This window comes from Pseudomonas sp. Root71, from assembly GCF_001429045.1.
Taxonomy (GTDB): domain Bacteria; phylum Pseudomonadota; class Gammaproteobacteria; order Pseudomonadales; family Pseudomonadaceae; genus Aquipseudomonas; species Aquipseudomonas monachiensis.
Window position 1 is genome coordinate 139,147 of sequence record NZ_LMHY01000004.1, and the last position, 21,267, is coordinate 160,413.

Annotated in this window: 17 protein-coding genes and 2 pseudogenes; all 19 read right to left on the reverse strand. The window is 58.4% G+C overall.

Features of this window, described 5'->3' with window-relative positions; translation table 11 throughout:
* Positions 1-9: 9 nt before the first annotated feature.
* The 19 genes and pseudogenes from ASD95_RS06165 to ASD95_RS06245 all read right to left on the reverse strand — a co-directional run bounded on the left by ASD95_RS06165 (position 10) and on the right by ASD95_RS06245 (position 21,232).
* Complete coding sequence (locus ASD95_RS06165; protein ID WP_056723361.1) at positions 10-657, reverse strand: ATP-binding cassette domain-containing protein; 648 nt, start codon at positions 655-657, stop codon at positions 10-12.
* Entirely contained in the window at positions 654-1,436 is a 783-nt protein-coding gene (locus ASD95_RS06170; protein ID WP_056723366.1) for an ABC transporter ATP-binding protein, read from the reverse strand. The genes ASD95_RS06165 and ASD95_RS06170 overlap by 4 nt, the downstream gene beginning before the upstream one ends.
* Positions 1,433-2,377 carry a branched-chain amino acid ABC transporter permease gene (locus ASD95_RS06175; protein ID WP_056723368.1) on the reverse strand — a complete coding sequence of 315 codons (945 nt, stop codon included), beginning with the start codon at positions 2,375-2,377 and terminating at the stop codon, positions 1,433-1,435. The genes ASD95_RS06170 and ASD95_RS06175 overlap by 4 nt, the downstream gene beginning before the upstream one ends.
* Positions 2,377-3,273, reverse strand: a complete 897-nt coding sequence (locus tag ASD95_RS06180; RefSeq protein ID WP_201783883.1) for a branched-chain amino acid ABC transporter permease — start codon at positions 3,271-3,273, stop codon at positions 2,377-2,379. Before ASD95_RS06180 ends, ASD95_RS06175 begins: the two co-directional genes overlap by 1 nt.
* Positions 3,274-3,348: 75 nt before the next feature.
* Entirely contained in the window at positions 3,349-4,668 is a 1,320-nt protein-coding gene (locus ASD95_RS06185) for an ABC transporter substrate-binding protein (RefSeq protein WP_056723376.1), read from the reverse strand.
* A gap of 30 nt (positions 4,669-4,698) precedes the next feature.
* Positions 4,699-6,030: an ABC transporter substrate-binding protein gene (locus ASD95_RS06190; protein WP_082562927.1), complete on the reverse strand. Its 1,332-nt coding sequence runs from the start codon at positions 6,028-6,030 to the stop codon at positions 4,699-4,701.
* 286 nt (positions 6,031-6,316) lie between these two features.
* Complete coding sequence (locus ASD95_RS06195; protein WP_056723380.1) at positions 6,317-7,666, reverse strand: sigma-54-dependent transcriptional regulator; 1,350 nt, start codon at positions 7,664-7,666, stop codon at positions 6,317-6,319.
* A 7-nt stretch (positions 7,667-7,673) separates the two neighbouring features.
* Positions 7,674-9,389 (reverse strand): sensor histidine kinase, encoded by a 1,716-nt coding sequence (locus ASD95_RS06200; protein ID WP_056723382.1) that lies wholly within the window; start codon positions 9,387-9,389, stop codon positions 7,674-7,676.
* 360 nt (positions 9,390-9,749) lie between these two features.
* Positions 9,750-11,192 (reverse strand): hypothetical protein, encoded by a 1,443-nt coding sequence (locus ASD95_RS06205; RefSeq protein WP_056723384.1) that lies wholly within the window; start codon positions 11,190-11,192, stop codon positions 9,750-9,752.
* Positions 11,193-11,268: 76 nt separating this feature from the next.
* Positions 11,269-12,417, reverse strand: a complete 1,149-nt coding sequence (locus tag ASD95_RS06210) for an iron-containing alcohol dehydrogenase (RefSeq protein ID WP_056723386.1) — start codon at positions 12,415-12,417, stop codon at positions 11,269-11,271.
* A 182-nt stretch (positions 12,418-12,599) separates the two neighbouring features.
* Positions 12,600-13,973: a sigma-54 interaction domain-containing protein gene (locus tag ASD95_RS06215; RefSeq protein WP_056723387.1), complete on the reverse strand. Its 1,374-nt coding sequence runs from the start codon at positions 13,971-13,973 to the stop codon at positions 12,600-12,602.
* A gap of 65 nt (positions 13,974-14,038) precedes the next feature.
* Positions 14,039-14,273 (reverse strand): annotated as a pseudogene (locus ASD95_RS28390) (IS5/IS1182 family transposase); the annotation flags it as partial.
* A 118-nt stretch (positions 14,274-14,391) separates the two neighbouring features.
* Positions 14,392-14,540, reverse strand: a pseudogene (locus ASD95_RS28395) (LysR family transcriptional regulator); the annotation flags it as partial.
* Between the two features lie 116 nt (positions 14,541-14,656).
* On the reverse strand, positions 14,657-15,838 hold the full coding sequence (locus ASD95_RS06220) for a hypothetical protein (protein ID WP_056723389.1): 1,182 nt from the start codon (positions 15,836-15,838) through the stop codon (positions 14,657-14,659).
* Positions 15,839-16,077: 239 nt separating this feature from the next.
* Positions 16,078-17,316 carry a serine hydrolase domain-containing protein gene (locus tag ASD95_RS06225; RefSeq protein WP_056723391.1) on the reverse strand — a complete coding sequence of 413 codons (1,239 nt, stop codon included), beginning with the start codon at positions 17,314-17,316 and terminating at the stop codon, positions 16,078-16,080.
* 6 nt (positions 17,317-17,322) lie between these two features.
* On the reverse strand, positions 17,323-18,279 hold the full coding sequence (locus ASD95_RS06230; RefSeq protein WP_056723393.1) for an ABC transporter ATP-binding protein: 957 nt from the start codon (positions 18,277-18,279) through the stop codon (positions 17,323-17,325).
* Between the two features lie 24 nt (positions 18,280-18,303).
* Positions 18,304-19,335, reverse strand: a complete 1,032-nt coding sequence (locus tag ASD95_RS06235; protein WP_056723395.1) for an ABC transporter ATP-binding protein — start codon at positions 19,333-19,335, stop codon at positions 18,304-18,306.
* Complete coding sequence (locus ASD95_RS06240) at positions 19,335-20,219, reverse strand: ABC transporter permease (protein WP_056723397.1); 885 nt, start codon at positions 20,217-20,219, stop codon at positions 19,335-19,337. Before ASD95_RS06240 ends, ASD95_RS06235 begins: the two co-directional genes overlap by 1 nt.
* A complete protein-coding gene (locus ASD95_RS06245) occupies positions 20,216-21,232 on the reverse strand; it encodes an ABC transporter permease (RefSeq protein WP_056723400.1) in 1,017 nt (338 codons plus the stop codon). The genes ASD95_RS06240 and ASD95_RS06245 overlap by 4 nt, the downstream gene beginning before the upstream one ends.
* Between the last annotated feature and the right edge of the window lie 35 nt (positions 21,233-21,267).

Below are 21,267 nucleotides of genomic sequence, written 5' to 3' on the forward strand. Positions count from 1 at the left end.
ACATCTGCCCTACCCTGCTGTCACGCTGCCGCGCTCGATGCGAAACAACGCATCGACCAGGTCGGCAGAATGTGTGTCATCGGATTCAGAGATCAACACGCACAGGCCTTCCTGGCCCAGCTTGGCAATCACCTCGCTTAAACGCCGGGACAGGACCGGCGCTACGCCCTCGAAAGGTTCGTCCAGAATCAACAGTTGATTGCCCGGCATCAGTGCCCGGGCCATGGCCACCAGCTTCTGCTGACCACCGGACAACTGCATCGCCTTGCGGTCACGGAACTGGGCGATCTCTGGAATCAGGCTATAGACCCAGTCCAAACGCTGTTTGCTGTCGGCCAGTTTGTTGGCCCACACTGGCAGCATGATGTTCTCTTCCACGGTCAGGGACGGAATCAGGCGTCTGTCTTCGGGCAAGTAGCTGATACCCGCTGCTGCGCGAGTAAAAGCCGGCTGCGCGCGCAGGTCCTGTCCGCCAAAAAACATCTCGCCGCGGTCCGTGGGCAACAAACCCATGATGGCGCGAATCAAGGTGGTCTTACCGGCACCGTTGTGGCCGATCAGACCGACCATTTGCCCGGGGGCGATGGACAGCGAGACGTCATTGAGGATCGGTATACCTTCAATCGATACATTGAGATTGCGAATTTCCAGGCTCATTTCACGGCACTCCTTTGCGCCTTGTCGTGGGCTTTGGCGCCGCCAGTGACGAACTCCTGCACCCGGGCATTGGCCAAGACGTCTTCCGGGGCGCCGTCGGCCAGGACTTCACCGCTGTAGAACGCGAGAATGCGCGACACATAGCGGCGTACCACGTCCATGTCATGCTCGACGAACAGCACGGTTACTTGATGCTCGGCAACGACGCGCATCACGGTGTCCATCAGCGCGGTTTTCTCTTCGGCGCTAACGCCGCTGGTGGGTTCGTCGAGCAGCAACATCTGCGGATCACCAATCAACGCCATGGCAATATCGATGAGTTTGCGCACCCCCTGCGGTACCGCGGTGACCAGAGTGTCACGCCATTGCGGTATGCCGAACTCGACAAGAATGGCGTCGGCACGGGCAATCCGTGAGGCGCTGCGCATAGGCACAAGCAGCGCTGGAAACGGGCTTTCGGCCGCCGCCACCGCAATCAGCAGGTTGTCTAGCACGCTCAATTGCGCAAACAGTTGGGCGACCTGGAACGAGCGGGCCATGCCCGAGCGGGTAATCGCTCGAGGCGTGCGACCAATGATCGACTGGTTATTGAACAGGATCTCGCCCCGACTCGGCTTCAAGTAACCTGTGACCATATTGATGAAAGTGGTCTTGCCGGCACCATTGGAACCGATCACACCGACCACTTCCCCTTTGTTGATCCGCACATTGACGTCCTTGGCTGCAGTGACAGCGCCAAACTCCTTGCACAGACCCTGGGTTTCGAGAATGCAGGTCATGCTTTAGCCCTCCTAGCGTTACCGGTAAACAGGCTCCACAAGCCCTTGGGTAGGAACACGATGATCGCCAGTAAGGTGAAGCCCAGAATCATCTGCCAGCTATGGGGCACCAGTTCGATGGCGTAAGTGCGCACCACGGCAAACACGATGGCGGCGATAAAGGGTGCCGCCACGTGGGCGGTGCCGCCGAGTAAGGCGATGAACACGAACTCACCGGAGGTGATCCAGTAGGCCATTTCCGGATCGATATGCCCGGCGGACAAGGCCATGAAACCACCGCCCAATGCCGAAACGGCTGCGGCGGCTACGTAGTTCATGTACAGCACCCAGCGTGGGGACTGCCCGAGGTATTCGACACGCACTTCGTTTTCACGAATTGCTTCACACATCATCCCGGCATTGCTGCGGCTATAGCGATGCAGCAACACAGCCAGCACCGTCGAACTGGCAACAATGATCATGAACAAAACCAGCGGTCCTTGCCCTGCGGCTGGCGACCAGCCAAACAGGGTCCAGGCCTTGACGTTGAAGCCGTCAGTACTGCCCAGGGCCGAGCTTTTCACCAGCACGCCATAGAGGATCATCGAGAACGCCAACGACAGCATGGCGAAGAAAATCTCCCGATAGCGGGTCATCAGCAGGCCTAGAATCATCGCCAATAAAACCGCGACGCCAACGCCGATCACTAGCAACACGACTAGGTCGGTGATATTTAGGAAATGCCCACTCATGCCCACGGCATAGCCGCCAACGCAGAAGAACAAGCCCTGGCCAAAGGTCACCAGACCGGCGCGCATCTGCATCACCACGCCTTGCACTACCATGGCCTTGGCCAACGCCATGGTCAGCAAAAACACCAGCCATTGCGGAGCAATCCAGCCACCGGCGGCCAGCAGCGCTGCAACCGCCAGCAGAATCAGTTCTGTTTTATCCATGCGCATCAGATTTTCCTCGCTAACACGCGGCCGAACAGACCTTGCGGACGTACCGCCAGAACCAGCGCCATGACGCCGTAAATCACAAAGAGTTCGAATTCCGGCGCATAGTGCACCGCCGCCGCACGGCTCAGCCCTACTAGCAAGGCGCCTACCGCTGCTCCTTCGATACTGCCCATGCCACCAATCACCACCACGGCGAAGGCCAGGACGATAATTTCCACGCCGATACCCGGCGCTACGGAAATAGCCGGAGCGGTCAAGGCACCGGCCAAGGTGCCGAGCATGGTGCCCAACACAAAGACCAGGGTGAACATGCGCTTGACGTTGACGCCCATGGCCATAGCCACTTCACGGTCGTGGATCACAGCCCGCAGGACCTTGCCCTGGTTGGTGCGTTCCAGCCACAGGTACAAGCCGAGTCCAAGCACCAGCGAAACGCCTACCAGCATCAGGTCGTAATTGGAAACCTTCAGCCCGGCCAAGGCGCTACGGCCCATTTCGGCATAGGGTTGATAGGCGAAATAGGGGTTCACGCCCCAGATCATTTTCATGGTGTCTTCCAACACCAGCAGCAGCGCGTAGGTGATGATCACCATCAGCACTTCGTCTCGGCCGTACATAAACTTGAGCAGCCCGCGCTCGATAATCAGGCCAACGATCATCCCAGCAACCAGGGCACAGCCAAGCATCAGTAGGTAACCGGCCCAGACCGGGCCAATACCGTTATTGAAATACCAGCCCACCAGCGAAGCTGCGGTGTAGGCGCCAATGGCATAAAAACTGCCATGGGCCATGTTCAGGATCCGCATGACCCCGTAGATCACCGTCAACCCTGCCGCGACCAAAAACAGCCACGAGGCATAGATGGTGCCGTCAATCAGCACCGCGAAAAGACTCATCATAGAGGTCCTACCTTGGCATAAAGGTGGCGACGCCGAACGGGCCGCCACTTCGGAACAATCAATCGAGATTGATCAGTTGCACTGGGCACCGGGGAAGCCAGCCTTGATCCATTCCAGGGCGGGAGTGCCGTCTGGTGGAGTCACGCATTCGCCGGAGAAGGCGATGACGTTTTGCACGCTGCCTGTCTTGCTCGCCTTGTCGAATTGGTACTCGCCATAGGAAATGCCCTGCATCGCCTGATGCCCCCCGGCGCGAGCCATTTGCACAGTGCCGGACACCGACTCAAAGGTCGCGCCCTTGAACGCCTTGGCGATCTCCTGCGGCGCGGGGATCTTGCCCTGTTCAACCTTGGCGTTTTCCGCTGCGTGCTTGAGGCCGAGAATGGCTTGGGCCATTTTGCTCGCCGGGTAAGTTGGCGCGGTGTTGTACGTGGTTTGGTACTTGTCCTTGAACCAGCGATTGAGTTCGTTATCTGGCGCGAACGCACCAAACGGGCCACGACCACCTATGACCATGCCGTTGGGAGCCTGGTCCTTGTAGCGATCCAGGGCGGACTCGCCGCAGGTCAGGACCGCGGTGGCGTCTTCCAACAATCCACGGGCATTGGCTTGCAACACAAGCGCTTCCATGTCACCGCCCCAGAAGCTGGAGTGGATGATGTCCGGGCGTTTGACCGACAGAGCGGAAATCTCGGCGCCGTATTGACCCTGGAAGACCTTGGGCATCTGCGACTCGACCACCTTGGCCTTGGGCATCAACTGCTCCATGGAGTGGGTGAAGTCTTTCCAGCTGTCTTGTCCAAAGGCGTAGTTCTGCTGGATGCCGGCAACTTTCTGCGCGTCGGGGCGGGTCTTGGTCAGGTAACGGGCGGCGCCGATATTGTCCACGGCCGCATCAAGGCCGGTGCGGAACACAAACTGCGGTGTCTTGTCTTCATTGAACAGCTGAGAAGTGCCGCAATCGTAAAACACGGTCATGGCCCCCAGCTCTTCGGCCACAGGCGCAATGGCCAGGCAGTCGCCGGAGGAAATGTAGCCCACCACTGCATCGACCTTCTGGCGCTGCACCAGGTTACGGAACTCTTCGACCTGTTTAGCCGCGCCGCCCGCTTCGTCGATGATCACCACCTCGATTTCGGCACCGTTGATACCAATGGTGTTGTAAGGCGCCGGGAGCTTGCCTTGGTTTAGCCCTTCCACCAGCACTTTGGCGGCGTTCGCGGAGGGCTCGCCGAACGGCCCGGCTGCTGGGCCCGATAGGAAAGTCACCACGCCGATACGAAACTTACCGTTCTCGGCAGCCATGGCCGAGGAACCCATGGACAGGGCCACGCCAGCGGTAATGGCGAGGGTCAAACGGTGCTTCAGTATGTTTTTCTTATAATTGTTCATCTGTGCTTCCACTTTCGATTGATGAATTGACTAGGGACTCTCGGGACGACTCTTTTTCGAGTTAGGGCTTTCAGCGCTCATTCGACGCTTGATGGTTGCGCTGTTCTGCTGCAGTTCCTGGGCGGAATACACCACCCAATTACCCAGCATCACCTTGGCGGGCGGGTAATCGCTATTGAGCACCGGAGTGCCGATTGCCTGGGTCTGCTGAATCTGGTGGGTTTGCGGATCGATCCTTGAGACGAACCCGGGCGGATCTTCTGGCAAGGCAATTTCCAAGCCTTCCAAGGCACGTATCAACTCCTGGGAGTCGGTGCTGCCCAGCGCTTTTTCATAGGCTTTGGCTAACACCATGACACCGGTGTAGGCACCTTCGGCGGCGTAGGTCGGGTAGCGACCGTTGATGGCCTGGAAGCGCTCGACAAAGGAACGATTGCGCGGCGTATCCGGCCAGTTGTTATGGTGCCGTGCCGAGAGGATCAGCCCCGGAAGGGCCTGGTCGCCCAGGGACACCAAGAAATCGTAGTTACCACCGGTGTCGAAGTTGGCGAGGCGCGAGGTGGCGAACAACCGGGTGCTTGCTGCCTGCTTGACGAAGGCCTGGAAGTCACCGCCCCACAGGGCCGAGACAATGATGTCGGGTTTAGCTTGTTCCAGAGCGGCGATATAGGCGGAGTAGTCAGGCTCATACAGGCGTGGCCAGAGTTCGGTGACGTCTTCGAACTTGACACCCAGTTGGGCAAAGGCCTCGTGCAAGTCATCGCGGGACACGTGGCCGTATTCGTAATCCGGGCCTATGAACGCCAGGCGTTTCCATCCGGTTTGTTGTTGCAGGGCTTGCAGGTAGCGGGCACCGGCGGCCATCGAGGTCCAAGTGTCATTGGTGACGCGGAAATAGTACGGGTGGCCGTTTTCCAGGGTCATGCGCGAGGACGCATGGTCGGTGCCGATCATCAGTACTTTCTCGCGCTTGGCCAACTGACTGACCGCCAGCCCCACGCCGGACGAGACCATACCGCACAGCACTTGCACACCGTCCTGATGGATGAAGTTTTTCGCCAGGCCTACGCCATAGGAAGCCTTGGACTGATCGTCATCGATGATCACGCGCAGTCGTGGCACTTGCTGGCCGGCCTCACGCTGCGCCTGCAACTCGCCTAGGGCAATCTGGATGCCGGCGATGCTGTCCTGGCCGTAGATCGCTGCGCGCTCGGTCATCGGGTAAAGGCAGCCCATCGTCAGGTCTGCCTGAGAGGCGGCCGCGCCCAACTCCACGCGGCCGACTTGAGCCGAGGCAACAACGCTCAGCAAAAGACTGCACATTGTGAGCGAGCAATAAAACCATGGACGTGGCAGAGACATAAGTATCCTTTAGGGCGTTGGCAACGCCTCTTGTTAGTTCGCCAGAGGGATAGAGCAAAGGGTGTGCCAGAACTGCTGAAACGCTTGTAGCCGTTGCCGAGGCAAGTGGCTGTGATCGGACGCATAGCGGCCGCCAGCCTGGAAATGCAGTCTGCCAGGCATACCTGGGCGCCCGGGGTGAGCGCGCTTGAAATTGATCGCAGCCATTTGCCTCGGCAGCGGCTACTGAGATTTGCGACGATTGCATTGAGCGCCTGGCGCTCAACCTGCGCGCATTGTTGAGCGGTTACCGCTCGGTCGAGCGATCCAGTCCCAGGCGATGCAGACGGCGCTTGAGCGCGTGCCGGGAAATCCCCAACAGGCTTGCTGCCAGGCCCTTATGGCCCGATGCGCGGCTTAGAGCATCGGTGACCAGATCACGCTCGGCGAGCTCGAGCTGCTCGCCCAGTACCAGTGGCTCGATCTGCAGGCCTTGCAATGCTGAAGGCAACATCGCCACGCTGATCGCCTGCCCCGGTGACAGTATGGTCAAGCGCTCTACCAGGTTTTTAAGCTCGCGCACATTCCCCGGCCAGCGGTGACGGACCAATGCCTGGGCGCTGTCCGGCAGGAAGCGGATCGGTTCGACCCCTTCCTCTACAGCCTGGCGCCGAGCGAAATGCTGGGCCAGCAACAGCACGTCTTCACCGCGCTCGCGCAGTGAAGGAATATCCAGTGTGATCACGTTCAGGCGATAGAACAGGTCCTCACGAAACCGTCCCGATTGCACGTCATCGGCCAGATCCCGATTGGTTGCCGCCACCACCCGCACATCCGCGCTACTCGCAGCACTGGCGCCCACGGCTCGGTAGCTGCCGTTCTCAAGAAAATGCAGGAGCTTGGCTTGAAGCGCCAGCGGCAATTCGCCGATCTCATCGAGAAACAGCGTGCCGCCATTTGCCTGACTGACCAGCCCGGCACGCTTTTGGTGAGCGCCGGTATACGCGCCTTTTTCCGAACCAAACAACTCTGCCTCGATCAACTGCTCCGGCAATGCCGCACAGTTGACCTCGATAAACGGTTGCCCGCCCCGCCCGCTATGGTTGTGCAGGGCTTGGGCGACCAAAGTCTTTCCTGTGCCGGATTCTCCAAGCAACAAAATCCGCGTTGCGGAACTACGGGCAATGCGCCCCACCGCTGCGTGCAAGGTGCTCATCGCCGGGCTATGACCGAGCAGGCCAGCGGCCAGTTCATCACTCACCGCCACTGCGGGCTCTTCGCATCTGGCCAATGACAAGGTGCTGGTGATGGCCGCCAGCAGGTCGTCGAGTTCAAAAGGTTTTGTAAGGTAGTCAGTGGCGCCGCTTTTCACTGCCTGTACGGCGGCGCGGGTGTCACCGTGAGCGGAAATCATGATCACCGGCAGTCGTGCGTGAACCTGGCGTATACCGTCCAACGTAGCCATGCCATCGATGCCCGGTAAGCCGAGGTCAAGCAGCACGATATCGATGCCGGTGGTCTCCCCCGCCAACAACTCCAGCGCCGCCTCACCACTGCCGGCCGTGCTGATGCGCATTCCTTCACCGCGCAGGGCATAGCTGAGGGAGCGCACCAGCGCCTCTTCGTCATCTACTATCAAAACGTGAATGTCAGACATCGGTGGTTTACTTCGCCTCGTTCCCTGGGGGCGCGGGGAAGTCCAGGATCACCTGAGTCCCTACGCCAAGCGTACTGATAATGTCCATGCGCGCACCGTTGGCATCCAGCAGTTGCTGACTGATGCTTAGCCCCAGCCCGGTACCCCGCGCCTTGGAGGTAAAAAACGGTTGGCGGATGCGCTGCAAGTCCGCCTCGGAAATACCGCATCCCTGATCAATGACCATGACTCGCACCTGCCCACCCCATATTTGGGCGCACAGGCGCACGGGGCTCTGGTTGTCGCAGGCCTGGAAGGCATTCAAACAAAGGTTGACCAGGATCTGCCGGATCTGGTCCGGGTCGACGTAAAGCTGCAAGCCTGGTTCTGTTTCGCACAGCAATTGCGGGTCGTCCGGCCCTGCCAGCCGGACGATCTGCTCGAATAACGACGCGACGGCAACCACCTCGGGTTGAGCCGGGTGAGGCCTCCCATATTCCAACAGATCGCTGGTGACATGGGATAAGCGGTCGATTTCCTTGCCCAGGTCGATCAGCAAGTGGCGTCGCTCGGGCTCTTCTTCTCGGCGCAGCAAGGCTTGCACTGTAGTTTTCATGGTTGTCAGGGGATTGCGTACCTCATGGGCCACGCCCGTGGCAAAGGCCCCCAGTACCGCGAGATTTTCTGTCCGCACAGTGTTTTCCAACACATCCGCCAAGCGCGCGGCCATTACATTGAACGCCCGCGCTACATGGTTGATTTCGTCGTCACGGGGCTGTTCAGCCAGGCGATAACTGAGGTCGCCCATGGACAACTGATGAGCGCCCTGTAACAAGGTGCTGACCCGCGAGCGCAACTGTCGGGACAGAGTAAAAAACACTATGAGGATAAACACGATAAAACCAGCAGCTATCCAGTACAACCACCAGCGTGCATCGTTCAACGGCTTAAGGATGGCCCCAGGCTGCACTCTGAACACCAGTTGCCAACCGGGAATTATCTGGGGGCCGTCACGCCACTGATTCGGCGCCTCGACCGCGCGCCCGGTGGGGTCGATAAAGGCACCGCCTGGCACCCGCAGCAGCGGCGCAACCACCCCGCTCATCCCGGCACTGACGAGCAACTCGGTGAGCGATGCAAGGCGCAGGTGCAAGGCGATGCGCACGCGGTGATCGGTGCGACCATTGCGGATGGTCTTGCGGATCAAGAAGCCACCCGAGCGCCCGGGTTCGGCCAGCAATGGCCCGATCACTTCGATATCACCGACCCACTGGATCGGCAGTCCGGCGATAGACCAATGAGTGTTGGTCCAATAGGGCTCACCAGAGGCGGCTTGCCCCGGCAGCACGTTGACCAAATGATCCTGTTCATCGAAAAACAACACGCCATACAGAAACGGAAAATCCGCTTCGATCTTGAGCAAAGACTCCACGTCACTGCCCGGGGCGGACTGATCGGCAATAAACCCCGGCATGTTCGGGTGATTGGACAATGCCGAGACCTGGTAAAAGCGATCATCGAGAAATGAAGACAAGCGGTTCGCTGTGGACAAGGCCTGGGCGTCCAGACGTTCACCAGTCAAGCGATTGAGCAAATCTTTGGCCAATTGCTCATAGAGCACTGCCAGCATAATGAGGGCGATGCTCATCACAAAGACGGACAGCAAGGTATAGCGTGCCACCAGGCTGCCGTGCGGCCGGGCGAGCCAGTTGCGCAGCAAGCAGAAGTAAGCAGTACGGTTCATGGCTTTTTTGATTGTTTTTGTAAAGTCGCTGCCAGCATAGAGACGACAGCTTGTATCTGTCTATTCGTCTCGGTGGAAGTACGACTGCGAATTGTCGGAGGTACCCTCCTCCCCGCATATTCTGCGACACACTTGACGCTAACAGCTTCACGATCGCAGAAACCCGACCACCATCGCTAACCTGGAAGGTATCGCTCGCATGGCGAAGGCAAGGCGAACTTTCTTTCGTGGGGCGTGGCTGGAGTTAGCCCGTGGCTCCTCCCACAAATGGATGAGTGTTGATCACAGATGACGTGATCAATACAAAACCTGTGGGAGGAAGCTCACCGCAATAGTGTCAGATTGAGCGACTCAGGCCTGTCAGTCAGCCATAGCCTCTTCTGCTACCTTTTTAGTAGTCTTGGGCGACTCAGCACCTTTGGCCGGCTTGGTATCCGCCGCCTTCAGATCCTTGGCAAATGTCCCATCCACCTCGCCTTTGAAGAAGTTTTTGCCGTAGATCAGCAAACACAACACAACGCCAATCCCGAATGCCCAGCTCGCACCCTTGATCGCCAGTACCGCGCCGATCACGCCCGCGATACCCAAGTCGCGCTGGCTACGAGCTTCAAGGATGCCCAGACGCACACTCACATAACCCTGGATCAGCAACGTCAGCGACAGGGCAACACCGAGAATCGGCTGTACCAGAGTCACTACCGGCAACAACAGCAGACCGGTGTTGGTCCCCCAACGGAACGACCCGACACCGCCGATGATCGATTTCATCGCCTTCGGCCCACCTTTAAAACGCTCGATCACCACCACCAGCATCGCCGCCCATTTTGGGCCGCACATGGCGACATCCGGGCCAAAGATACTCATGAACGCATTACGCGCGCCGAAGATCAGGTGAGAGCGATCGGCGTTGTAGTCGACGACTTCATCAGTGCGGACAGTTTCTGCCTCATCGAGGAGCGATTTCGCACTGAGCACATCGCCGAAGACAATGATGTACACCGCCAGCATGGTCGGCAGCGCGGAGATGAACATCGACAGTGGCGGCATGCCCAGACCGAACACGGTGTAGTTGCTCCACAGCCCGGCGAAATCCGGTTTGCTGATGCCCCACTGAATGGTTGGCCATGGCGCCTCACCGAACAGCGGCGCAATCACCACTGCCAACAGAATGATCGGCAAGATGCCGAGCTTGGCGAAGTTCCACCAGAAGCGGTTGCGCTGCTTCAGTTCGTTGAAGTGCTGGGAGAAGATCAGATAGAAGGCGATGCCGACCGCAATGGAAACGGTCCAGGGCAGCACATTGAATTTACCGCCAACCTGGAACACCGCGATCACCGCACTCAAGCCGGCACCGACGATAATCCCTGACTTGATCGCCGAGGGCACATATTCCACAACCTTCTTCGCCATCCCGGTCGCCCCTAGGGCAATTGAAAAAAAACCCAACATCAACTGGAAGGCAATCAAGGCGTGGACACGCTCCGGGCCCACTGGAAATTGAGCACAGTAAGCCATCAACAGGGGTACCGCCGGGGTGATCCAGCCAGGTACGGTCGGGTCACCGAGCAAATGGTGCACGAGGTAAAGCAAGCCGTTGAGCATCACGACGGCCAGTGCGACCTCAAATGGCATGCCGAGCAGTTCGGTCATCAGCGGAATGGCGGCCAGATCCACGGCACACATCAGCAAGCCTTGAAGGTAGTCCGGAAGCTCGATTTTGTAGTGAACAAACGGCAACCGAACCTTGAAAGGACCCAGCGGGATGTACGGGCTTTCGCTCCGTTGCGCAGTAGTGTTGGACATTGAGTGCACCTGTTTTATTGGTCTTGTAATGGCAGACGCCCGAACCGGCAGGCTGGGGCGTCGCGGCTTTTCGGGATCAGTAGGCTGCGCGGTAGATTTTCTCAATATCGGTGGCGGTCAACTTGCGCGGGTTGTTGCGCATCAAGCGGTCGATCTTACTGGCCTCTTCGGCCATCGCCGGGATGGCATCCTCAGGCACGTTGAAACTGCGCATACCGGTTGGGATATCCACCGCGGCACATAGATCCGCCATGGCTTTGACAGCCTGATCCGCCGCATCCTTGTCGTTCAGGTCGGCGACACGCACGCCCATGGCTTCGGCAATGTCACGGAAGCGCTCGACGCAGGCCATCTTGTTCCACTCCATCACGTACGGCAGCAGCAAGGCATTGCTGACACCATGGGCGATGTTGAACCGGCCGCCCAACGGGTACGCCAGCGCATGCACTGCGCCTACCCCGGCGTTACCGAAGGCCATGCCGGCCATCAGGCTGGCGGTGGCCATGTCTTCCCGGGCTTGGAGGTTGGACGGATTGGCATAAGTCTTGGGCAGCGCCTTGGCGATCAGCTTGATCGCACCCAGCGCAATGGCATCAGTGATGGGCGAAGCATTCACCGAAAGATAGGACTCGACCGCATGCACCAGCGCGTCGACACCGCTGGCCGCCGTCACACTGCGTGGACAAGTCAGGGTCATGATCGGGCTGACCAACGCTACGTCAGGCAGCAGGTAGTCGCTGACAATGCCTTTCTTCAGCTTCGCTTGCTTATCAGAAAAGATGGCCACGTTGGTCACTTCCGAACCGGTGCCAGCGGTCGTCGGAATGGCAATCAGCACGGGGCCTTTGCGTTTCACCTGATCGACACCGAACAGTTCGGCCAGCGGGCCTTCATGTCCGGCAAACGCTGCGACGCCTTTGGCGATGTCGATTGCACTGCCGCCCCCCACAGCAATCAACCCGTCGTGACTGCCCTCGCGATAGGTGCGGGTACAGTCCTCAACAATGGCAATTTCAGGCTCCGGTTTGACCTGATCGAAAATGCCGTAACAGCGGCCACCCAACTGTGCCAGCGCCAAGTCCACAGTGCCGGACTGAACCAGAACGGCGTCTGTCACGATCAGCGGGTTTTTGACATTGAGGCGGGTCAGTTCAGCCGAAAGCTGCTCGATAGCGCCTTGTCCAGTGATCAATTTGTTCGCGATTTTAAAAGCAGAGATGTTCATAGTGCTCGTCCAGTGGATGTTGTTTTATTGGAAGACGTGCCATATGAGATAGCGAAAGACGTGCCAATACCCGCAAAGCCCTGTGGCATGGGCCTTTACGCAGTTCACACGAAAATAAGAGGGTTTTTACCGGTCAGTCCCGATTAGTTTTCTGATCGATTTATTCGGGGCTGATTAGAATCCTAATCAGAATGTTCCCAGCGTTTCATCTTCTGCACCACGGTCGCCTGACTCACGCCCAACGCCTTGGCCGCCAGGCGCGTGGTCTTGTGCACACGCAGCGCGGCACGAATCGCACTGCGCTCGGCGTTTTCCAATATCTTGCGCAGCGGTAAGCGGCTGTCATCGGTATTCAGCGGGTTGAGGTCGAGGATCTCCTCAGGCATGTCCAGTGCCTCAATAGTCCCGGTCTGATTGGTCACCACCAGCCGTTCGACGATGTTGATCAACTCGCGGATGTTGCCGGGCCAGGCGTAGTCGCTCATCAGATCGAGGGCTTCGAGACTCCATTGAACCTGGCGTTCATAACGGACATTGAATCTATCGAGGTAGTAATGCAGAAGCGGCAGAATCTCCTCACGACGCTCGCGCAGTGCTGGAATGTTGATCGGCACCACGTTGAGCCGGTAATACAGATCAGCCCGAAAACGACCTTCTGCCACCAGACGCTTGAGGTCGTGGTGGGTGGCACTAATGATGCGCACGTCGACCTCCTTCAACTCCAGGCCACCGACCGGAATGAAGCGATTTTCTTCGATCACCTTGAGTAACTTGACCTGCACCGGCAGTGGCAAATCACCAATTTCGTCGAGAAACAATGTTCCATGATGCGCCAATTCCAACAGGCCACGCTTGCCTTTGGGGCCTGCGCCTGTGAACGCTCCAGGCGCATAGCCAAACAGCTCGGCTTCAATCAAATTCTCGGGCAGTGCACCGCAGTTGAGCGCGAGAAATGGTTCACTGGCACGCGGACTGGCGTTGTGGATGAATTGCGCTACGAGGGTTTTTCCGACACCGGTTTCTCCCTGAAGCAGAACCTTCACCGAGCTACTGGCAACCTGCCGGGCCAGCGAGAAGACGCGGCCTGAAACCTCCTGATCGGCCATAAGCGGAGAACGCAGGAGGCTGTCTCGTTGACCAGCATGAAGTTTGGCGGTGCTGTTGCGCAGTTGTTTAAGCTGTTGCAACTCATCGCGCTCGTGTTTCATGCGCAGCAGTTCAGTCATGTCGCGTACGGTACTGACAACATATGAAATCCGGTTTTCAGCGTCGAGAATCGGCGTGGCGCTGACTAACAATTTCTTGCCCTGACTCAGGCTCTGCATCACCGACACCGGCCGACCTTCATGCAATACACGCAGTGTGGCCGATTGCGAAAGAACGCCCTCCTTCACCAGCTCCTGCATGGATCGGCCGATGAGATCAGCACCACTGAGCCCGGTCTGGCGCTCATAGGCTTGATTGACCTTCAGCGTCTTGCCGTCGCCATCAGTGATGTAGACGCCGTCATGCAAAGCGTTGAGCAGTTCTTCGAAACTGGCGTCGTTGACGTTCACCGGGGAGATTCCTTCGAGGGTGCGGAGCAGTTAAGTGTAAACGTTGTGCTGAGGGATTAAGAGTGACGGGAAGACAAGATACGACCAGATCTGCCGCTACGCTGTCCGCCCGCATCCACGATGACGCCGTGCTCGGTATCGATCAGATAGTTCGCGGAACAGGCGAAAAACGCAGGGCCTCATGGAGCAGCGGTCCAGATCAGTCAGCGATAGGCGCTTCGGTAGCGTTTCGGCCAGAGCCTCTTTACTGAGTGCCTCAAGGTACTCACGCACGGCGCGGGTGTTCAGGGACGGATCGCTTGTCGGTCTGCAGCGCCTTGGGCAATTGCAGCACTTTGGCCTGGACCGACACGTCGAGCGCCGCCGTAGGCTCATCGAGGATCAGCAGTTTTGACTTCAGCGCCAGGCCCGGGCGACAGCGAGGCGTGCGAATGAACAGGGCTCACTGAGGTAGTCTTCGAGCTGCTTGATCTGACGGCTGACCGCGTCTTGGGTAACGTTCAGACCCAGCGCCGCTTGGCTGAAGCTGCGATGCCGGTCTATCTGACGCCTCTGGCAGGGGCTGATGCAAGTGTTGTTTGGGGTATTCGCGAGCGGGCTCACTCCCACAGGTTATGCGCTAACCCTGTGGGAGCGAGCCTGCTCGCGAAGAGGACTTTAGGGCTGTTGCCAAAAAATCCGGATTAGAAGTAATACCCGATGTTCATGTACAACTGGTTTTCCCACTGGTTACTACCACCAGCCCCCAGACTCTGGGTGAGGCTGCCGCCACCGATGACCGGATCATTCTTGCCGTACAACCACTCCGTGGCGATCCATAGTTTGCTGAGGGAGAACGACGTGCCGAAAATCATCCGTTGCGAGGTCTTGAAATCGTCCGCGGATTTATCGAAGGCGCTGTAGTTGGCGTACAGCTTCACACCGCTGATCTGATCGAACAGATACTTGCCGCTGACGTCATAGCTCACATCCGCCACGTACAAGTTGCCGCGACTGGCGACGTTGAAGGTGGCGTCGTAACTGCCGAAAGTCACCAATTCATCGGTGCCGGGGTTGCGCGGGGACATCTGCTGTCGCGCGGCTTGCAGTTGCACGCCCCATGGGCCGTTCTTGCCGACGTAGTGCACCGCCATGGCATTGCGCCGGCCATCGTTGTTGGTGTCGCGGTTCTCCAGGGACGAGGTCAGGCCGGAGATCCCGACTTCGGACTTCCACGGCCCCAGGTCCAGCGCCTTGGCCACCCGCAGGACCACTGTGTTGCGTTCCTGGTTGTTGCTGCCGTCGGTGACATAGCTGTCCGCTTCGGAGACCACGGTGGAGTAGGTTTCACCGTTGCTAGTGCCTTTACCCTGCCAGGCGGGGCGCAGGTAGTAACCGGCCTGAATATTCCAGTCGCCGCTTTGCTGGATGTACTTGGCACCGACTTCTTCGATGTCTTCCAGTCCTATGACACTGCCCAGGGTTTGGTAGAACGTGCTGCCGAAGTACGGCTGCAAACCGAACGGCAGCTGGTTCAGGCCGACTTGAACCTGCTGGTCGGGGTTGAACTTGTAGCCGATCCACGCCAATTCGGCGAACTGGACGTCACCGACATTCTCTGTGTACTCATAAGGGTAGGCTCGACCGTAGAAACGGTATTGGGCCTCGCCGATCCAGGTATCGGAGTTGTACTTGGCGCTGAGGATCGCGGTGTCGAAGTTGAACTTCTGGATGTCACGATCCGGGTCATAGTCCCAACGCGCCCGGACGGCACCGCCGAGATCGAGGTTGTCGGTGACCTGGATCGCCATCGCTGGGGTGGAAAGCGCCCCCAACAGCGCCAGCGGGGTCAATGAGCGCAAGGCCCGGGTGGTGTTCAAGTTCATGGTCGCTCCGTCTCTTGTTTATTTTATTGTTGGCAACACTCATCCCGGCCACGGCAAAAGCGCGGTCTGGATGAAAGGGGTAGGGCCCACCAGAACGAAGGCTGCAAACAGCGTTCAAGTGAGGGCCGGGAGGGTCAGCCGCCGGCGTTCAGCCGGGTCTGGGTGTAGCTATGCCGAGCCTGCAATTTGCACTTCTTCACCAAGGCTGGGAGGTGCGTGACAAGCCGCGGTCACCCGCGTCAGTCGCGTTGCAGTTCTTCAACCACAGCTGCACAAGCACGGAAGGTATTCAACGTCCACTCTGAGTTGATGAAGTCCGGCCAACTGGAAAGTTTTACGATTGCCACTTCAGAAGCCGGATCCCAATAGATACTCTGCCCAAATACTCCTCGCGCCGAATAGGTACCCTGTTCACTGTCCAGCACCCAGCACTGATTGCTATAGGCGGCGTCAGGAAAGTGTTTGACATAGAAGCCATAGAGGACTTCAAAAGCCGGTGTGGAACCACGGCCGCATGCACGCACAAACTCCTCTGGAACAATCTGTTGGCCGTTGAAATGTCCACCCTGCAGATACATCTGGGCAAAGCGCCCCAGATCACGCAGCGTGGCGCTCATCCCGCCATCGGCCAATGCAGTTCCAACGCAATCGAGGGTGATATTCGCGTCTTGTTCTGCCCCCAGTCTTGACCAGATTTCCCGGCTCAGTAAAACGGGAAGCCGTTCGCCGCAGGCCCGCTCACAGACCCAGGCCAACATATCGGTATCCACTGAGCGATACTCAAAGAACTGGCCATGTTCACGGTCTTTACTCAGCGACTTCAACAAACCATAAATGCTGTCAGGTGACTCTCGCTCTCCCCGTTCACGCCAACCCGAGGCGATATCCAACTGGATGAATTCAGCATCCGGATCGGTGTAGTCCTCCCTGAATCTCACTCCCGTGCGCATATCCAGAAGATCCTGTACCCGGGCGTCGCCATAACCGCTTGCCGAAAGCTCGGGCACATAGTCGCTGACACGCGCTTGGGGATCGATTCTGCCCTGGCCGATCAATCTGCCGACCAGGCTACCGACGACGGTCTTGGATACCGATTGCAACAGATGCAACGTGTGCGGCTGCATACCGTTGAAATACTGCTCCGAAACCACCTTGCCTTGATGAAGCACCAAAAAACCATCGGTGTAACTATCGGTCAAGAAGGTCGCCAGATCGGTTTGTCCGCCGTCGACCCGCTGGAAACGTACGTCGTCCAGTGAGCGTTCGTTGCGCTCAAGTTCGGTGACCGGCCCGGGACTGCGATGAATAGCGGCCACCGGAAACAACTGGCTCATGTGCTGGAACGACCAGCGGTTATAGGGCGGACTGTCCCAATTATGCAGGCCAACTTGCTTTTCCCGGGACGGCGGATAGCCCTGCATCAGCCTTAAGTCCTGATAACCAATGCCGGGAGCGGTCATGTCTTTTTTATTGTACATAGGGGTTCAGTTCTCATCGTTTAGAGGGTGGTGGCAAGAAAAGCGGTGGCCGTGATCCTGGGTCTCGGCTGGCACCTCTCGGCGACAACGCTCACTGGCCCGCGGACAACGGGGCGCGAAGTGGCACCCGGCAGGCCGGTTCAAGGGGCTGGGGATCTCGCCACTCAGGATTTGCAATTGGTCACGGCGTTCCGGGTCGATGGAGGGCACTGAATTGAGCAGCGCACGAGTGTAGGGATGACGCGGTCGGCCAAACACCTGCTCCACAGGCCCGGCCTCGACGATGCGCCCCAAGTACATCACCAGCACCTGCTGCGCCAGATACTCGACCGTCGCAAGGTCGTGGCTGATAAACAGGTAGCTCAGGCCATTGCTGGTCTGCAGCGTCTTGAGCAATTGCAGCACTTGGGCCTGGACCGACACGTCGAGCGCCGCCGTAGGCTCATCGAGGATCAGCAGTTTCGACTCCAGCGCCAGGGCCCGGGCGATAGCGATGCGCTGCAACTGGCCACCGGAGAATTCATGGGGATAGCGCTCCATGTGCTCCTCGCCCATCCCCACATTTCCCAACAGCATGAGAATGCGCGCGTGCAAGGCGCTACCGCGCAGACCAAAGGCAACCTTCAGCGGCTCGGCAACAATCGCCTTGATCGTCATTTTCGGGTTCAGCGAGGCGTACGGGTTCTGGAACACCATACTCAAGCTCCTGCCCCGCGCCCTGGCATCAGTGGGCAGCGGCCGACCTTCAACCAGAATTTGCCCACTATCGGCTGGCAGCAGACCGAGCAAGGTCGCGGCCACCGTACTTTTGCCACAACCGGATTCCCCCACCAGCGCGACCGTCTCACCGACCTGCACCTCCAGGCTGATGTGGTCAATGGCCGTCACCAGGCCATCGCGGCTGGCGTAGGTCTTGTGCAACTGATTGACGCTCAACAGTGCGGGCTGTTTGTTGTTATTCATAGCCGTTTACCTTTCAAAGAAGCCTCACACCTTGACCAATATGTTGTGGCAAGCTGCCCAGTGCTCCTTGCCGATGACAACCCTCGGCGCAGCGTGATTGCAGCGTCCGGTGGCGCGTTCACAACGTGGGTTGAAGGCACAGCCAGCCGGGGGAGCCGCCATGTTCGGCACCTGCCCTGGGATGAAGCCCAGGGCTTGGGGTCCCTGCCCCAACTTGGGCACGGTGCCCATCAACTTAAGGGTGTAGGGGTGTGCAGGTCGCTTGAACACCTCGCCCACTGGACCGCTCTCCACCACTTCGCCGGCATACATCACTGCCACCCGGTCACAGAGCGAAGCCACTACCCCCAGGTTGTGGGTGATAAACAGAATCGCCAGGTCCTGCTCCCGTGCCAGCTTGCGCAGCAGAGCGATGATCTGCGCCTGCACGGTGACGTCCAGCGCCGTGGTCGGCTCATCGGCGATCAGCAGTTTCGGCCGACAGGCCAGCGCCATGGCAATCACCACCCGCTGCAACTGACCGCCAGACATCTGGTGCGGGTACTTGGCTAGCGCCAGAGGGGGGTCGGGCATGCTCACCGCTTCCAGCGAGCTCAGCGCCTCGGCGCGGATTTGTGCCTTACTCAGTTGCCGATGGCAGCCGATGACGTCGAACATCTGCCGCCCGATGGTGAAGAACGGGTTGAGCGCCTTCATCGGATTCTGGAAGATCATCGCCGCGCCACCGCCACGCAAAGCCGCCAGCTGCGATGCCGAGGCGCCGTTGACCTGTTGTCCGGCGACCCTGACACTGCCTTCCAGCCGAGCGGCTTCAGGCATCAATCCAAGGCAAGACATGGCCGTCATAGACTTGCCCGAGCCCGACTCCCCCACCAACCCGAGGATCTCACCGCGCCTTACCTTAAGGTCGATGCCGCGTACGGCCTTTACGGTCTTGAACAAACCAGGGAAAGACACCGTCAGCCCCTCCACTTCCAGCACCAGGTCTTGAGCTGCGTCGTTATTCGAAGCGGCGAGACGCTCGAAAGCAGAATATTGCAAGGATTTGTCGATCATCAGCGCGTCCCCTTCTTTGGATCGAGCACATCGCGCAGCCCGTCACCCACCAGGTTGACGGCCAGCACCAGGACAAAAATCGCCACTCCGGGAAACAGCACCGTCCAGGGATTCTCGAGCAACTGCGAGCGCGACGCCGCGGCCATCAGCCCCCATTCGATCATGGGCGGCTTGGCCCCCAGCCCGATAAAACTCAGCGAGGCAGCGGCGAGAATGGTGTAACCAAAGTCCATGGAGCCCTGCACGATCACAGGCGTAGTGGCATTGGGCAGTACATGGCGAAGCAAAATACGGCAGTGACTGACGCCCATGGAACGAGCGGCATGGATATAGGTTTCTGACCGAACCCGCACTACCGCACCGCGCATGATCCTCGCGTACCAGGGAAACCAGGAGACAGCGAGCGCTAACATGGCGTTGGCCAATCCCGATCCCAGCGCAGCGGTGATAGCGATCGGCAACAACAGCGGCGGAAAGGCCAGAAACACATCTGAGAAACGCATCAGCAGCGTATCAACTCGACCACCGAAGTAACCGGAAACAAGCCCAATCGGAATCCCGATCAGCATCGCAATCAGAGTCACGCTCACTCCGATGATCAGCGAGGTGCGTGCGCCATAAAGCACCCGTGAAAGAATGTCGCGACCAAACTCGTCGGTGCCCATCCAGTGTGCCCAGTTGGGTGCCAGCAATTTCTGGGAAAAGACAATTTTGTTCGGTTCATAAGGTGCAAGCCAGGGAGCGAAGACTGCCGCCAGGATGATCAGCAGCAATAACAGCGCGCCGAATACAAACAACTTGTTATCGCTGGCAAACGCCAAGGCCTTGATACGCCATGATGGGGCTCGCGAGGACATGGACAGGGATACGTCTTGGATACTCATTGGACTCGCAACCTCGGATCAACAAGGTGATACAAGAGATCAACGATCAGGTTGATCGACAGATACGTCGTGGCCAGCACCAGGGTGGCTCCCATCACGGCGGGGAAATCATTCTGGGCAATCGAAAACACCACGAAGCCGCCCAGGCCGGGCCAGTCGAAAACGAACTCAACCACTACCGCACCACCGAGCAGGTAACCGAAGGTCAGGCCCACCACTGTCAGGAGCGGAATCATTGTCGCCTTCAGGGCATAGGCGTAATGGATACGCCACTTGGGTACACCGTAAGAAACGGCCGTACGGATGTACTCCTCAGATAGCACCTCCACCATCATGTTGCGGGTGATCCGGGTGACAGTGGCCAAGGTCACGATGACCAGGGTGAGCACGGGTAGCGTCAGGTGTTTGATGGCGCTCCACAGTGCTACGAAATTACCGGCCAACAGAGTGTCGATCAGGTAAAAGCCTGTCACACGTTCAAAAGGGCTATCGAGAAGAATGGAAGCATCGATACGTCCTTGCAGGGGCAGCCAGTTGAGCTTGCCGTAGAACAGTAACTGCAAGCCCATGGCCAGGATGAAAACTGGAAACGCCGTCCCGGCGATGGACCCCGCTCGTGCCGCATTGTCGACCACTGAGTTCTGCCGCGCCGCTGAAATGACACCGATCGGCACCCCTAGCACCACCACCCAGAACATCGCCAGGAACGTCAGTTCAAAAGTCGCACCAACCCGCCTGACCACTTCCTCCACCACCGGCCGCCCGGTGCGCAGACTAGTGCCAAAATCACCTCGGAGAAGATCACCGATGTAATTGAAGTATTGGATCGGCAGAGGCTTATCCAACCCCAGTTTTTCCCGTGCGACGGCAATCTGCTCCACCGTGGGGTGGTTTCCCAGCATCATTTCTACCGGGGAACCCGGAAGAGCTCGGCTCAGAACGAAGGTGATGGTCAACACTCCCAAAAGAATGAAGAACATCACTATCAATCGCTGAGCTATATACTTCGCCATTTGGAATACCCCTTGTGGCTAAAAAACTTGACCCT

Excerpts from the sequence above, each read along its gene's own strand:
- ASD95_RS06225 (WP_056723391.1), bottom strand. The coding sequence starts at position 17,316 with ATGTACAATAAAAAAGACATGACCGCTCCCGGCATTGGTTATCAGGAC.
- ASD95_RS06195 (WP_056723380.1), bottom strand. The coding sequence starts at position 7,666 with ATGTCTGACATTCACGTTTTGATAGTAGATGACGAAGAGGCGCTGGTG.
- ASD95_RS06240 (WP_056723397.1), bottom strand. The coding sequence starts at position 20,219 with ATGAGTATCCAAGACGTATCCCTGTCCATGTCCTCGCGAGCCCCATCA.
- ASD95_RS06175 (WP_056723368.1), bottom strand. The coding sequence starts at position 2,377 with ATGCGCATGGATAAAACAGAACTGATTCTGCTGGCGGTTGCAGCGCTG.
- ASD95_RS06235 (WP_056723395.1), bottom strand. The coding sequence starts at position 19,335 with ATGATCGACAAATCCTTGCAATATTCTGCTTTCGAGCGTCTCGCCGCT.
- ASD95_RS06170 (WP_056723366.1), bottom strand. The coding sequence starts at position 1,436 with ATGACCTGCATTCTCGAAACCCAGGGTCTGTGCAAGGAGTTTGGCGCT.
- ASD95_RS06185 (WP_056723376.1), bottom strand. The coding sequence starts at position 4,668 with ATGAACAATTATAAGAAAAACATACTGAAGCACCGTTTGACCCTCGCC.
- ASD95_RS06180 (WP_201783883.1), bottom strand. The coding sequence starts at position 3,273 with ATGAGTCTTTTCGCGGTGCTGATTGACGGCACCATCTATGCCTCGTGG.
- ASD95_RS06220 (WP_056723389.1), bottom strand. The coding sequence starts at position 15,838 with ATGAACTTGAACACCACCCGGGCCTTGCGCTCATTGACCCCGCTGGCG.
- ASD95_RS06165 (WP_056723361.1), bottom strand. The coding sequence starts at position 657 with ATGAGCCTGGAAATTCGCAATCTCAATGTATCGATTGAAGGTATACCG.
- ASD95_RS06200 (WP_056723382.1), bottom strand. The coding sequence starts at position 9,389 with ATGAACCGTACTGCTTACTTCTGCTTGCTGCGCAACTGGCTCGCCCGG.
- ASD95_RS06230 (WP_056723393.1), bottom strand. The coding sequence starts at position 18,279 with ATGAATAACAACAAACAGCCCGCACTGTTGAGCGTCAATCAGTTGCAC.
- ASD95_RS06210 (WP_056723386.1), bottom strand. The coding sequence starts at position 12,417 with ATGAACATCTCTGCTTTTAAAATCGCGAACAAATTGATCACTGGACAA.
- ASD95_RS06245 (WP_056723400.1), bottom strand. The coding sequence starts at position 21,232 with ATGGCGAAGTATATAGCTCAGCGATTGATAGTGATGTTCTTCATTCTT.
- ASD95_RS06205 (WP_056723384.1), bottom strand. The coding sequence starts at position 11,192 with ATGTCCAACACTACTGCGCAACGGAGCGAAAGCCCGTACATCCCGCTG.
- ASD95_RS06190 (WP_082562927.1), bottom strand. The coding sequence starts at position 6,030 with ATGTCTCTGCCACGTCCATGGTTTTATTGCTCGCTCACAATGTGCAGT.